At 51.8% G+C, this 14,671-nt stretch carries 13 protein-coding genes; 11 read left to right on the top strand and 2 right to left on the bottom strand.

From position 1 onward, the window contains the following. The first annotated feature begins 130 nt into the window (after positions 1-130). From glyQ to ABVT36_RS14730, 8 genes are all read left to right on the top strand, one after another. Entirely contained in the window at positions 131-1,090 is a 960-nt protein-coding gene (glyQ, locus tag ABVT36_RS14765; protein WP_368457227.1) for a glycine--tRNA ligase subunit alpha, read from the top strand. Further along, the gene (glyS, locus tag ABVT36_RS14760) at positions 1,090-3,174 is read left to right on the top strand and encodes a glycine--tRNA ligase subunit beta (protein ID WP_368457226.1); all 2,085 of its coding nucleotides are present in this window, start codon (positions 1,090-1,092) and stop codon (positions 3,172-3,174) included. Before glyQ ends, glyS begins: the two co-directional genes overlap by 1 nt. A 58-nt stretch (positions 3,175-3,232) precedes the next feature. Next, positions 3,233-3,799 carry a D-glycero-beta-D-manno-heptose 1,7-bisphosphate 7-phosphatase gene (gene gmhB, locus ABVT36_RS14755; protein ID WP_368457225.1) on the top strand — a complete coding sequence of 189 codons (567 nt, stop codon included), beginning with the start codon at positions 3,233-3,235 and terminating at the stop codon, positions 3,797-3,799. Positions 3,800-4,932: 1,133 nt separating this feature from the next. Beyond that, entirely contained in the window at positions 4,933-5,664 is a 732-nt protein-coding gene (locus ABVT36_RS14750) for a hypothetical protein (RefSeq protein WP_368457224.1), read from the top strand. 17 nt (positions 5,665-5,681) lie between these two features. Continuing rightward, positions 5,682-6,680: a hypothetical protein gene (locus tag ABVT36_RS14745; protein ID WP_368457223.1), complete on the top strand. Its 999-nt coding sequence runs from the start codon at positions 5,682-5,684 to the stop codon at positions 6,678-6,680. A gap of 624 nt (positions 6,681-7,304) precedes the next feature. Further along, positions 7,305-7,718: a hypothetical protein gene (locus ABVT36_RS14740; RefSeq protein ID WP_368457222.1), complete on the top strand. Its 414-nt coding sequence runs from the start codon at positions 7,305-7,307 to the stop codon at positions 7,716-7,718. Positions 7,719-8,382: 664 nt separating this feature from the next. Further along, on the top strand, positions 8,383-9,231 hold the full coding sequence (locus ABVT36_RS14735) for a hypothetical protein (RefSeq protein ID WP_368457221.1): 849 nt from the start codon (positions 8,383-8,385) through the stop codon (positions 9,229-9,231). Between the two features lie 428 nt (positions 9,232-9,659). After that, positions 9,660-10,253, top strand: a complete 594-nt coding sequence (locus ABVT36_RS14730; protein WP_368457220.1) for a class I SAM-dependent methyltransferase — start codon at positions 9,660-9,662, stop codon at positions 10,251-10,253. Positions 10,254-10,681: 428 nt separating this feature from the next. On the opposite strand, the gene ABVT36_RS14725 is transcribed toward ABVT36_RS14730, so the two are convergent. Beyond that, complete coding sequence (locus ABVT36_RS14725) at positions 10,682-11,539, bottom strand: LytR/AlgR family response regulator transcription factor (RefSeq protein ID WP_368457219.1); 858 nt, start codon at positions 11,537-11,539, stop codon at positions 10,682-10,684. A gap of 162 nt (positions 11,540-11,701) precedes the next feature. On the opposite strand from ABVT36_RS14725, the gene ABVT36_RS14720 reads away from it, so the two are divergent. From ABVT36_RS14720 to ABVT36_RS14710, 3 genes are all read left to right on the top strand, one after another. Beyond that, positions 11,702-12,904: an acyltransferase family protein gene (locus tag ABVT36_RS14720; RefSeq protein ID WP_368457218.1), complete on the top strand. Its 1,203-nt coding sequence runs from the start codon at positions 11,702-11,704 to the stop codon at positions 12,902-12,904. Positions 12,905-13,194: 290 nt separating this feature from the next. After that, positions 13,195-13,728: an adenylate kinase gene (locus tag ABVT36_RS14715; protein ID WP_368457217.1), complete on the top strand. Its 534-nt coding sequence runs from the start codon at positions 13,195-13,197 to the stop codon at positions 13,726-13,728. Positions 13,729-13,871: 143 nt separating this feature from the next. After that, positions 13,872-14,492 (top strand): thiamine biosynthesis protein ThiC, encoded by a 621-nt coding sequence (locus ABVT36_RS14710; protein ID WP_368457216.1) that lies wholly within the window; start codon positions 13,872-13,874, stop codon positions 14,490-14,492. Here ABVT36_RS14710 and ABVT36_RS14705 read toward each other — a convergent pair. After that, on the bottom strand, positions 14,479-14,671 hold a 193-nt coding region (locus ABVT36_RS14705; RefSeq protein WP_368457215.1), incomplete at its 5' end, for a hypothetical protein. The genes ABVT36_RS14710 and ABVT36_RS14705 overlap by 14 nt on opposite strands.

Here is a 14,671-nt window from a genome sequence, read left to right as displayed (position 1 = left end):
GCGGCGCTGCCGGTCTATTCCCGCTGTTGCCGCCGCGCGCCTTTAGTGCGTCACCGGCTGCCGCTATAATTGCCCCCTTTGCCCGGGCCCGGTGATTTCAGCGGGCCGCACAACCTGTCCGGAGATAGCGGTGTCCAGCCAACACGACCTCAACACTTTCCAGGGGCTCATCTTTGCCTTGCAGGATTACTGGGCGCACCAGGGGTGCGTCATTCTACAGCCTCTGGATATGGAAGTGGGTGCCGGCACTTTCCACCCCGCCACCTTCCTGCGCGCCGTGGGCCCGGAGACCTGGAACGCCGCCTATGTACAGCCCTGTCGCCGGCCCACCGACGGCCGCTACGGCGAGAACCCCAACCGCCTGCAGCACTACTACCAGTACCAGGTGGTGATGAAGCCTTCGCCGGACAATATTCAGGAACTCTATCTGAACAGCCTGAGCGCCATGGGCATAGACCCCACCATCCACGATATCCGCTTCGTCGAGGACAACTGGGAATCCCCCACACTGGGAGCCTGGGGCCTGGGCTGGGAAGTGTGGCTGAACGGTATGGAGGTGACCCAGTTCACCTACTTCCAGCAGGTGGGCGGGCTGGAGTGTTTTCCGGTCACCGGAGAGATCACCTACGGCCTGGAACGCATCGCCATGTATCTCCAGGGGGTCGAGTCCATCTACGACCTGGTGTGGACCCGCAATCCGGACGGCAGCCCGGTGACCTACGGCGACGTTTTCCACCAGAACGAGGTGGAAATGTCCCATTACAACTTCGAGCACGCGGAGGTGGAATTCCTGTTCAATACCTTCGACCACTGCGAGCGCGAGAGCCAGCGCCTGATCGAACTGGGTCTGCCACTGCCGGCCTATGAGCAGGTGATGAAAGCCTCCCATGCGTTCAACCTGCTGGACGCGCGCCACGCCATCTCCGTGACTGAGCGCCAACGCTACATACTGCGCGTGCGCACCCTCGCCCGCGCCGTAGCGCAGGCCTATTACCAGGCCCGCCGCGCACTGGGCTTCCCGCTGGCGGCGGAAGAAATTCGCAGTGAAATTCTGGCGGAGAGCGCGTCCGCAGCAGAGGAGAAGCAGTAATGGCGCAGGACTTTCTCGTTGAGCTGGGCACCGAAGAGCTGCCGCCCAGGGCGCTGCGCAGGTTGATGGAAGCCTTCGCCAACGGTATTGAACAGGGCCTGGACAAACAGGGGCTGCCGTATAGCTCGGTGTGTGCCTATGCCGCGCCGCGCCGCCTGGCGGTGATTGTCTCTGACCTGGCGGAGGAGACCCCCAGCAAAACCATTTCCGTATGGGGGCCGCCGGTCAGGGTCGCATTCAAGGATGGCGTAGCCACCAAAGCTGCTGAGGCCTTTGCGCGCAAGAATGGCATCGCCATCGGCGATCTGCGGGACTGTGTGGCCAACGACGGCAAACAGGACAAGCTGTTCTGCCGCCGGACCACCGGCGGTGAGGATACCACCACCCTGCTCGGTGATATCGTAACGGCGGCGCTCGACGGGCTGCCAATCCCCAAGCGCATGCGCTGGGGCGCCCGCCGGGAGGAGTTCGTGCGCCCGGTCCACTGGCTCTTGATGCTGTTCGGCAACCAGGTGGTGGATACGGAAGTACTCGGCCTCAGGTCCGGCAACAGCACCCGCGGACACCGCTTTCACTGCAACCGCGAATTGGCTGTGCACTCCGCCAGTGACTATCTGTCGCTATTGAAAGACGATGGCTATGTCATCGCGGACTTCGCCCAGCGGCGCGACATGATTCGCGCCCAGGTCACTGCCGAGGCGGAAAGGGTCAATGGCGTCGCGGTGATCGAAGACGACCTCCTGGACGAAGTGACGGCACTGGTGGAATGGCCCGTAGCGCTCACCGGTCGTTTTGAGGAGCGTTTTCTCAAGGTGCCGGCGGAAGCCCTGGTGTCCTCTATGAAAGAGCACCAGAAGTATTTTCATGTGGTGGACGAGGACGGCATCCTGCTGCCATTTTTTATCACCGTGGCCAATATCGAAAGCCGGGATCCGGCCCAGGTCATTCACGGCAACGAGCGTGTTATCCGTCCGCGCCTGGCGGATGCCGCCTTCTTTTTCGAAACGGACAAAAAGACCAGCCTCGAGGCGCGCCGGGAAAAGCTCAGACACATAGTCTTCCAGCAGAAACTGGGTAGCATCTATGACAAGACGGAGCGCCTCGCATCCCTCGCCGCTGGAATTGCCGATGCCACCGGCGCCAGCCGGGATCTGGCCGAGCGCGCCGCGCGCCTGTGCAAATCGGACCTGGTCACTGATATGGTGTTTGAATTTGCCGATATGCAGGGCATCGCCGGCTATCACTATGCCGAAAACGATGGCGAACCGCTGGAAGTCGCCAAGGCAATGTACGAGCACTATATGCCCAAATTTGCCGGCGACCAGTTGCCGCAGAGCCCGACCGGCACCGTACTGGCGCTGGCTGACCGGCTGGATACCCTGGTCGGTATCTTTGGTATCGGCCAGCCGCCCAGTGGCTCCCGCGATCCCTTCGCCCTGCGCCGTGCCAGCCTGGGTGTAATCCGCCTGCTGGTGGAAAAAAAGCTGGACCTGGACCTGCGCACTCTGCTGGAGCTGGCCCGCGACAATTACCCGCGCACCGCCCTTGGAAGTTTCCAGAGTGTGGTGGACGACACCCTGCACTACATACTCGAGCGTTTTCGCGCCCGTTATGAGGACCAGGGTGTCCCTGCGGAGATATTTATGTCGGTGGCTGCACGCAACTTGTCGCGACCACTGGATATCGACAACCGGGTACAGGCGGTGCACGCCTTCAGCCGGCTGCCGGAAGCCCAGGCACTGGCCGCGGCCAACAAGCGCGTATCCAATATCCTCGCCAAACTGGAGCGGGACGTGCCGGCCAGCGTGGATGAAAGCCTGCTGCAGGAGGAAGCCGAGAAGGCGCTGTTCGCGGCCATCAGCGATGCCCAGCGGCAGGTAGTGCCGCTGTACCGCCAGTCCCTCTACACTGAAGGGCTGGCAGGGTTGGCGGGGCTGCGCGACAGCGTCGATACTTTTTTTGATGACGTGATGGTAATGACGGACAACCAGAAGCTGCGGGACAACCGCCTGGCGTTACTGGCGCAGCTTCGCGCCCTGTTTCTCGAGGTTGCCGATATTTCCCTACTGGTGCCGGCAAAGTAACAGAAGACTGGCGGGGCTGAACCGGCCCTGGCTTATCTCTACTGACAGCGGAAAGCCCATGTCCCTGATCCTGCTTGACCGCGACGGCGTTATCAATTGCCACAAGGCCGGCGGCGTGCGCCGCGCGGAGGACTGGCAACCCCTGCCCGGCAGTGTCGGCGCTATGGCTGACCTCAGCCGGGCCGGCTACCAGTTGGTGGTGGTCACCAACCAGCCGGGTCTCGCCCGGGGCGATTTCCAACTGGAGGACCTTGAGGCCATACACGCCGAGCTGCGCGCTCGCGTGGAGGATGCCGGCGGCGAGGTAGCGGCCATCTTCTACTGTCCCCACGGCCCCGATGACGGCTGCCGCTGTCGCAAGCCCGCTACCGGTATGCTGGACGCGGTCGAGGCGGAATTCGATACCAGCCTGCACGACTGCTATCTGGTGGGGGATCGGGTACAGGACTTGCAGGCCGCCGTGGCCAAGGGATGCAGGGCCGTGCTGGTCAGGACAGGTCGCGGGGAGGAAACCCTCGAGGCCCTGACCAGGGCGCCCGAGGATTGTCTGGCAGCGACAATGGTGTTCGACAGTCTGGCGGGATTTTCCGACTTCCTTCTCCGAACCCGGGGAGCCTCTGGTTAATTCGATGCAGCCTAGCAGGCTGTTGAAATTCGAAGAATTTCGACGCCTGGTACCGGAATATGGATGTTCCGGCAAAATCAACGACGCCTAAGTCGTTGATTTTGGGAGAAAAGTGAAAATCACATTTTTCGCTTTTCGTGTTTTGAAACAGGCAGGATGCCTTTTTCAACAACCTGCTAGGGCGGCTGTTCCCAACAGGGATCTCCCGGCCGCAAATCAAGCGTGTAACTGCCCGGTTTATTGTGGAAGCCTTGTGGGCAATGCAGCGCAAATCCCGGCTGGGAAAAGCCCCCGCGGGTTTTTTTAGCAGCCCGTTACAATTGCCCCGGCGCAGAAAAAACAACAGACGCCAAAGTATCGCCGGGATTCCGATGCCGCTTGACACAGGTTTCCCGGGCCCAGCATAGTAATTACCGCCGTTATTATTTACCCGGCAATTAAATAAGTTGTCGGGTAAATCGGCCTAAGAGCCGACGGGCTGATTCCCCAACCCACTGATTTTCGCCCTTGGGGTACTGCGCAACCAAACGGCATTGTCCTTATACCAATGGCCAGCGCCGGGATTGGGTGTGGCCTTAGGGCCTGTTCACACTAACGGAGCTGGCCCTGTTGTGACAGAAAAGGTGCCAATCGAGGCAAGAGGAGCGCGGTTTGGTTGTTCCAAATGAGCGACGAGCAACGAAGAGTGGCGCCTTTTCCGGTACAACCCGAAGGGCTGCCCCTGGTTTCGCACCCTGCGGTGTTAGAAATTGCTTATGTGGACCCACCACACTGCGCAATTCCTGCCTTGCAGGCCACAAAACCTGAAGCAGCAGGGTTATCTCAGTTAGTGTGAACAGGCCCTAGCACTTCGTCCGGTTCTTGCTGTTGTATGACACAAGATCCACTGGATTATCCTCCTGCGACTCGATGCTTGTTCCGGGTGAATCACAAGAGGCAGCATTGAGCGGCAATTCGAATCCCACGTGAAGTTGCCACCTACATAGAACCGTCTGCCAAGCTACGCCTGAGCCAAACCCTATCCGTATCAGCAGGCGCCTGCCTGGCATTAGCGTGTGAACTTTTATGGTTATCCATAGGGAAAACTCATGCGATATCTTATGCAAAATATAGTTTCACATTTAGTCCTGTGTATGCTGTTTTCGTTCAGTGCGACGGCAGCTGCCCAGGTTCTCTATCTGCCCAACAACGAGAATTTCGGCACCGCTTATTGTATCAATCTGCAGACCGGGGAGGTGGTCCCGGACTGTGATGTCACCCTCGCCAACGGGGTCTACTTTGTGCAGAATCAGCACAACCACAACAGCCCGGCTCCACCGGTCAGTTCCGTTATTCCCCTTTCCGGTAACACCGGTTGCTGTGGTCTGCCGGTCGCAATACGAACAACCAAGGTGGGGCAGGTGGAATGGCTGGCCGTGTGTGCAGACTACTGTTCCGTGACTGATATCTACGTAGGCTATCCGGACCTGGTGGAACTTACCTCCGGCAGTAATTGGGTGCTGATCGGCCAAACCAGCTCGCACCCTATCAATCATTTTGGCACCCCCCCCACCGTCAACGGTATTAAGGCAGTAGCCAGCCAGTACCGCTCCGAGTACCCGCAATACCCGGTTATCGCCATTAATGACATTGCCCTGCCCCTCGCTGGTATCTTCGACCTGAACAGGAACTGGCAGGGGCCGCATTTTAGTCACCGCCAGGGCAAGGCAGTGGACATAAGGGGTAATGGCGGCCCCAACAGTGTGCCAAAAATCCCCAGTGTCCAGGCGCGCTTCAGAGAAATATGCCTGGAAAAGGGGGCGACCAGGGCCCTCCACGAATCGATTGGCACCACCAATGAACATTTTCATTGCCAATGGCCCTAACCCGGAGGAATTCAACAGTGAAATATATTATCAGCGTGGTAGCTATGGTTTGCGTAAGCGCCGGCCTGGCACTGGCACAACAACTGTACACAGTTGCCCAGTTGAGTCCTGTGCCCATCTGGCCGGAAGATGGTGTGATACCCCCGCGATTGAGCGGTCAATACGTATTTTTGGACCCCGGGAGCGGCCAGATGGTTTTGGTTTATCCGCGGGAACTCGACAAACCGGGCACACAGGCCACTGGTGAATTGCGTGTGGAGCGACTGAATCTCGGCAATCAGGTGAAAGCTGCCATATCGCCAAAGGTGAAAGTGAAGAAAAACAGCTATGCCTATAGCTACACCCTCCGCAACGGCAAAGGTGCCCGGCAGGCCATCGCAAACTTAAAAATACCCGTACCAAATTTGGGCCAGGATGATGAGATCCTGGCGCCGAGGCAATGGCAGAGTGCCAAATCCGAAAGTCAGGTAAGAGCCTTGCAGATGGCGATATGGAACACATCGGGGTATTTTATAAGCTGGTATAACTACGATGCGGAGAAGAGAGAGGATGGTCCAAAGATCAGGGCGGGACAACAGCTTTCCGGGTTCTATATCGGCAGTGAATTAAAACCCGGAATTACTACCGCCTATGTGGGGTCCGGCCATTACCCCGCTATGCGGGAAGCAATGCCGCAGGCTGTGCTGGAGCAGGCAGTGCCGCTAATGTCCATAGAAGCCAATAATCAGAATCTGCTGACAATTGCGCCGCGGTTTTCCCGGGATACACACAAATTGATCATTGCCGGCAACTTCCATTTTGGAATCAGCCGAATGATAACTCACGGTCAACTGGATGGGAATTCTCCGGCAGTCCGCGAGGCTTTACAGGTTTTAAATTACTATGCTGAAGCAGCAGAGGCTGCAGGCGAAGTTGAACTGGCAGACTTTGTCGGTCCCCGCATGAGATTCTCCCAAAAGCCGAGGCCCGGATTGGAAGCCGAGGTGCTACATGCGCTGATGATAAGTCTCGAATAACGGACCTGGCATATACCTTCCCCTGTTCGGGGTAACCGCCTTTCCGGGTCTAGGCTGCTGACCTGGCGGAAGTGTGTTGTGCCAAAACCCAAGTGGGCTGGATGCAACCACAACTGGGGGCCTTTTGCTCCCGGTCCACCACCGATTAACCGGACAGCTTGCTTTATTACCTGGTTAATGCCGGATTAATTTTACTATCAGGTTACTGATCAAGTATTCCCCAACTTTTTCAGGCCCGGGCGGGCGGCCCATAGTTGCAGCCCCTCTCACGAAAAACCGAGCAGTCACGTACTTGATTTGACACTAGAAAGTTCCCATTTGAGTGAGAATTTTGTTAACCAGTCTCTATTGTCCGTCCAGTGGGGTCCTTTTGCTAAATACCATACAGTTTAGAAGCCTGAGTAAGACAAGTTATTAGTGAGAGGCTTCATAGCATCGACAAAATAATAAAAATATTTCGAAAATATATATTCCGAGAAAATTATTTAATCACCGCACAAAACCTATATAACCTGAATAACACATCAAGAGTTCACAAAATTGTTATTGCGTGCCGGCTGGAATTTCAAGTAAGGTTAGATTGCTGTTGGAAGTTGCAAATACTATAAAAAAGGAAATTCGTATATGAAAACTATCATCCGTCTCTGTCTGTTTTCGGTTTTGGCTGGATTCTCTGCAGTGAGCACTGCTGATCCGATCCAGGACTTGTCCATGAATCTATATAAAGCCGGCTGGTATCCAAATTTTTTCCGTGGGTCAGGCCCACTTACCTGTGCGAGAACCTGCGAAATATGGGTTGCTGCGCCCTCGGAAATGGAAAAAAGCAACATCGTGGATCCGGACAGTGAACAAGCGGCGGTTTGTAAAATTACAAGGGACGTCAATATTATTGTAGAGGCTATCAATGATCCGTCCTCACACTGGATCTATGGCAACCAGTTTGACGATGAGCCAATCTGCCATGTGGCCCACCGGGCCGGATGGGTGGAACGCAGTGAATATTTTATGTGCCTCTGTGCCCAGCCAACAAATGGTTAAAAATCTATAGGAGTTATTAAGTAGACAAGTATGGTGTAGATGTCTGCAATCCAAGCTAGGGAATCCAGACATCCTGGTAAATAAGGTGTGTGCCAGGCGGCAACTGCTTTTTTGAAGCAGTTGCCCTTTGAGGTTTATTAAAAACTCGTGTTTGCTTTAGTGATGATTTTCTTGTGTGGCTAATTAGAAGACGCAAAGCTAAAGTTCAAGCAATAAATAGTAATCTACCAGGCTTCCCGGTGTTGACTTGGGAAGGAAAGTCAATATTTTATTATACTGCCAGTGGATTACTGAAATATTATATCCATAGCTTTATATTCAATATTATAATATGCGCTGAAATATTGCATTATTGACGTGTCTGTGAATTCAACAACCATCGCAACCAAGAATTAAAGTATAAGTCGCGTCAGAGATAAATTTTAGTTATTACTTGAAACCGCGTTTAATGAAATTTTTTCGATATACAAATTTCTGCACTAATTAGAATAAAATATAGATTATTTAGTATTTTACTAAGAATTTAGCATGCTAAATTAATCCCTACCAAAAACTTGTGAGTGTGTGCAACCAAGATTTAAGAGAGAGTTGCCACATAAATTAATCAAATTTTGGTTCAAGTATATTATTGGGTAAGTTAAATAAAATTAGTAACGGAGTATTTATGAGGAAGCTATGGATAATTTTTTTTCTATCCACTACCGTTTATGCTGATTGGCGTGAAGATTATTTTAATGGGTTAATTGATATTAGAGATTTTCTTATAGCCAATCCAGAAATTCAGATTTGGGAGGGGCCCCTACAGGGGCAGCAGTATACTAACATCCACGAAATCGGTGGAACAATTTATAATGACAAATCAGCAGTCTATATCCCCACATTGTTTCAGACCGTAAGTGACAATGAAACCCAATTCTTATCCTTTGAACTCTCTACATTGAGATTGTTTAGCCTGCATTCTGCGTTCGCACCCCCGGGCATGCATGTTGGAGCTTCTCTTAGGGGTGACACCCGTTTATCTAGTGTAGAAGTGCGAGATCCTCGCTGTAGAGACGATGATGGAATTTTAGAGTTTCGTCCAGAGTGTTCTCGTATTCTTGGTCGAGGCTTGGCACTGGGTGATACGAGCGGGGTCATGGAGGGTACAGGATGCTATGGCGTTGCAATAGAGGACTTTGCCACTAAACATATTTTGCCCTCTTCCAATAATTCCGGCATTTTAGGTTGTAAGAATTATCCCTTTCAAGACAATGCATATGCTACCTACCGATTTGACGTACATGCCTCTAAAAACTATGTTTCCTATTGGATGTTTAAAAGAAATATAATGTTGGATAAGTGGGAGCTTATATTGAGTGGTGGCTGTTCAGAAAACATCTATGGGGGTGGTGCCTGCCCCCAACATGAAATGGACAATGGTGCCAATATTATTATTGGCTCCGCATTTCGCAGAGACCTGCCCTATGGCTGGAACGACTATATTATCTCAAATGTTTATACGGGAAAATTTTAATACTAATAATTGACAGATCGTTTGAGAGATATGAGGTGCTTCAAGCGTGAGTTTTACAGGAGCGGGCAGTAGCCCGCTGTTTAATTTAAAGCTACCTATTCAACAGTCAGATAATACCACTGTCCGAATACAACAGTTGTTTTAAAAAAATATATTTAATCGCCCAGCAACAACTAGTCATCAATATATTTATGAACTACAAGGACTTTGTGACTATTAATATCAGAGAACTATAAATCACATAAAGCTCTTAGTTTGGCATCGAGTGCACTATAGATAGGTCAGATTTTCATTAAAGCATGAACAATTTGAAGAGGTATGAATCGATAGCTATAGTAGAGTCTATTCTAATTGACGTAGATCAGAGTTTAGAATAGATTCAGAAAATGCCAATTTAAATCTCACTTGAAAAATAGGAGAGCATATTTATGGCTTCCTCAGCTCCGCATGATATGTCTAACGGTTGGGAAGCAGTCGCAAATAAACTTATTGCCCTAAGAGAGCATTCCTCTGTCGGCGTTGAAGTGATTCGAACCTGGGCACGAAATTTGTCAAATGGTGCCGAGGTACTTGACCTCGGTTGCGGGGCAGGGGTGCCAGTTTCCACGGCATTGGTGGAAGCAGGCCACAAAGTCTATGGCGTGGATGCCTCGCCTACATTGGCAGCTGAATTTCAACGGCGTTTTCTACAGATGAGTGTAGTATGCGAGTCCGTTGAGACTTCGTCATTTTTTGACAGATGTTTTGACGGCGTAGTGGCTATCGGACTTGTATTCCTGTTGTCCGCCGCTGCACAACGACAATTGATTCTCAAAGTGACTTCCACACTAAAATCCGGTGGCCATTTTCTGTTTACATCCCCTTATCAAATCTGCAAGTGGCAGGATAATTGGACGAGACTTGAGTCCCTTTCACTGGGAAAAGACGCATATCTCGAATTATTTTCCGAGGCGGGCTTGATTCTGGTGAGCAACTATACTGATGAGGGAGAGAACTACTACTTTCATGCTAAAAAACCGTAGGCAAGCATGAAGCCCTGGTGAAAAAATCGTTACAACAGCGTTTTACCGTTGGGCATCCAGAAAAGACGAAATTGCATAGAGAAGCCGGTACCAATCGATTGCTATAGTTGTGGCCACGCTTTGTAAAATAATAGACCCGGCAGCCCTACTATACCACCACTGGAATTTCTTATTTCAGACTGCCGGGAAGTAATAATTTGACAATAAAATTTAGTATTAGGGGAGTGTAGTCAAACAGGCAGTCGATCGGCAGAATTATGACAAACTTGTCGGAAAAGGAAAAATATCAATTCCCTACTGGTATAGGAGAATTGCTTTGGGGTAAGGCGGAAGCCATCCTTTGGTAAGCTACCGATTTAATTGATTGTTGCGGCAAATTCGGAGTACCTGGGACCTCGAAGAGATTTGATGTAACCAAAGCCAAGCCTTTAGCTGGGGGTCAGTTGAGACCTGAGTTGATCGCGGTAGCGTCGGCTCATAGGTATCTGTCGGCCATTTTCCAGGTGAATGCGCGCGTCACCACTTTCCAGTGGTTCAATCTCCGCTATAAAATCCAGCCGCACAATATAGGAGCGATGTACCCGCGCAAATCCATTTGGCTCCAGGCGTTCTAACAGCTTTGCCATGGTATCCCGCAGCGGATATACCCTGCCGTCCAGGTGCAGGTTCATATAATTGCCGGCGGCTTCAACCCATTCGATCTGCGGCACATTGACCAAAAATTCCTTGCCCAATTTCTTGATCAGAAGTCGATCGGGAGGCTCGATCGACTTCAATGGTGCTTCTCCAGCCGGATGTTCCGGCAACTGAGCCTTCCCCTGGAGATGTACCAATAGAAAACGGTACAGGTATATGATGCTGAGCAGGATGCCATAGGTACGGAAGTCTTTCAGATATTCGTAGAGGAATTCCAGCGACCAGTTGCCAAAATCGTAGGACCCACCCTCCAGATGGTAGATTACAGTGCGCATGGCTACCATGCCGACGACATGGAGCAGCGACCAGGGTAGGGTCAGTAGCAGGTGGATGGTGAGGTTACGCCCAATTACGCCCTTCTGCAGGGGAAATTGATGATCCCAGGCCAGAATCAACGGCAACAATAAGGCCACCATCAGGAGACTGGTGCCCTCCCAAACTAGTGGTTCCCAGGATTGAAAGTCCTGGCCCCCACTGCGCTGCTCCAGGGAGACCACAGCAAACTGAGCCAGCCACTGCACTGAAAAAAACAGTGCCCAGAGCCCCACTTCCAACTGTCGTTTACTGGCAAGGTACTTCTCTACCGCCATCTATATTGCACTCCCAACCCAAATTCCAGCTCAGTTTTCCCTCCAATCATCCCTGAATACCACCACTGGCACCAGGGGCGGTGCCGGTCATCCCTCTATGGTGGCAGGGGGGAGGCGCGAAGCTGAGCATAGCGGCAAAGCAAAATCAGGGAAACCATATATATGACTACAGAGCGACGCCACGATATAGACAGTCTGCGTGTGCTGGCCTTTGGCCTGTTGATCCTGTACCACCTGGGTATGGCCTATGTGGCTGATTGGGGCTGGCATGTAAAAAGCAGCCACCAGAGCGAGACCCTTCAACTGTTGATGCTGGCAGTAAACCAGTGGCGTATGCCGCTGCTTTTTCTGATCTCGGGTGCGGCCACTTATTTCCTGTTGTACAAATTGGGTAGCCGGGGATTTCTGTTACAAAGGTTACGCCAACTGGTGATTCCGCTGCTATTTGGCATGCTGTTTGTGATTCCGCCCCAGGCCTATTACGAAGCGCTTGCCAACGGCGCGATTGAGCCGGGCTACTTCAGGTTTGTTTGGCGCTATTTTACGTTTCAACCCTGGCCAGCGGGCAGCTTTACCGGCAGTCAGGTGGGTATTACCTGGAACCACCTGTGGTATCTGCCCTACCTGCTTTGCTATACCTTGGCCGCCATCCCTATTGCCCTGTGGCTGGGGGCGCGTCAGCAGCAATTGAAAAGCTGGGTTGCCGCAGTCAAAGCCTGGCAACTTGTGATACTGCCCCTGCTGCCGCTTACCTTGTATGGCCTGTTCCTATTTCCACGTTTTGGCGGTATAAACCACGCAGTGGTCGGGGACTGGTATACCCACGCACAGTTCTTTACCTTCTTCATCCTCGGTTATCTGTTGGTTAGCCAGCAGGCGCCGTGGAAGTTGCTGGCGCAGATACGTGTTCCGTTGGTGGTTTCAGCCGCACTCAGCTATAGCCTGTTCTTATACTTCGGGAGGATTCTGCCGGAGAACAGTTTCTATGGACAGCCGTTTATTGGCCTGTTAATTGTCTACGCCAATCGCTGGTTGTGGCTATTGGCAGTGCTGGCTTTCGCCTATCGCTACTTGAACAGGCCATTTTCCTGGCTCCCCTATGCCAATGAGGCAGTTTATCCCTGCTATATACTGCACCAGACCATCATGGTGATAGCTGTGTTTACGTTGAGTAGCCTGTCCTTGGGGCCGGTATTTGAACCATTGCTGGTTGTATTAATTACAGCCGCAGGATGTTTATTAATGCACGAACTGCTTATTCGTCGCGTGCCACTGCTGCGTTTGGTGTTTGGCCTGAAACCCCTGACGGGGAAAACCAACCCGGTGACTGGCCTGATTAAGGGAACCTGGAATTGTAATAAGTGATCCTGTTCTGATTCGCAACCGGGGCCTGACAACGGGCGGAGATGCAAATTTCGAGCAATGCGCTCTCCAATAATCCTCCGTGCCTAAGGGAACTGGGTAATCCCAGTTGACACAGGCAGGATTTTGCATAATAGTCGAAGGATGAACAACCTATTTGCGCTTAGACGTTTCAAGATTATTACCATCATCCCTTAGGGGTGGTGGGTTTTAGTGCAAACGATTTCAACAAACCCGCCCTGGAGGCGGGTTTTGTATCTCTGCCTTCAGAGTGATTAGCTATCGGAGGCAAAATGAATCGAGTAGCCCTATTTGGGAATGCGGGTGGTGGTAAGTCGAGCTTGGCTTTGCAACTGGCTGAAGCGACGGGCTTGCCCCTCTATTCCATCGACAAACTCCAGTACCGCGCAGGTGGCGTCCAAGTTCCGCACCAGCAATACCTGCAGTCACATGCCTGCCTGGTGAAACAGCCTGAATGGATTATCGACGGTTTCGGCTGTATGACATCTGCCTGGGAGCGCTTCTCCGCAGCAGACACTTTAGTCTACATCGATCTGCCGCTCTGGATACACGGTTTCTGGGTGACCAAACGGCTGTTCAAAGGGTTGTTCCGGAACCCGGAAGGTTGGCCGGAAAACAGCCCCATATGGCGAGGTAGCTGGACTAGCTATAAGGTGTTGTGGTTGTGCCATAGACAGCTGACGCCACAATACCGGCAGTTGGTAAAAGAAGTTGCAATGACTAAGCAGGTTAATCATCTGACTTCACCTGCCGAAATCCGGCAATTCGCACAGAGTGTACGACAGGGGTACAGCAGAAGCCACTAATTTGAACGCAATTTTCAAGGGGACTGCAAAATATCGATTTAAGTCATAGGTTATGACGATGCAAAAGCAAATTTAAACTAAAGTCACAAGAACGGGGTATTTATACCTCCTATTTACCCAAAGAAACTACAGAGGATACAGACATGGATTTTAATTATACACGAACCGTTCGAGTCACATCCTATCTACTGTTGGTGCTGGCGGTTACGCAGGCGCTTTATACCATTCTTTATATCACGGAAGTTAACCTTTCAAGGCAACTTATATGGGGATTGGAAGGCCTGCTCTTTACTGTTCTCGTAGCGTTCGCCGGAGCAGCGATGGTGCAAGCCAAATCCTATCAAGTTGGATGGTCCTGCATCGCATTTAGTGCGGTATTCAACCTAGTACAAGTTAGTATTGGTCTTACTATGTTTGGACCATTTCGCGAAGCCACGAGTCAACTCGAAGCGCTTGGTTCTGTGATGGGGGCGGTCGTAGCCCTATCTTTTATGATCTATTACGCAGCAAAGTTGTTACTGGGCTTTGCTGCGCTCATTTTCGGAATAGCCAAGTTGACTGGTGGTGCCAAGGCTTTGGGAGGTTTGACAGCAGTGGTTGGTGTTCTTGCCATGTTCGCCAATGGGATTTTGATCGTGTTCGGACGTGACACTTTTTTACCCTCCGCTGTTGCTGGAGGTTCGGGCGTGCTCGCGACCTTGCTTCTGGCCCTCTGCTTGATGAAGCTTTCCCCTGAAGACAAAGAGATACTCAGTCACCCCTAACCTTCACTACCGATAAAAACAATTTAAAGCCATGATTTGTCTGCACTGTTGCCGATTTAGAAATTGAACCTAGGGAACCTCTGAAAAACTGCTTCAGTCTGGCATAATTTACCCCATTTCCAACATACACAGATTCAATCATGAGCCAACTGACCTTCGCCGAAGCCGAATACACTATC

Origin of the sequence: Microbulbifer sp. TYP-18 (assembly GCF_040932045.1) — a bacterium.
GTDB lineage: Bacteria > Pseudomonadota > Gammaproteobacteria > Pseudomonadales > Cellvibrionaceae > Microbulbifer.
Note: the sequence above shows the minus strand (reverse complement) of the source record. Positions and strands in the feature narration are given on the sequence as shown.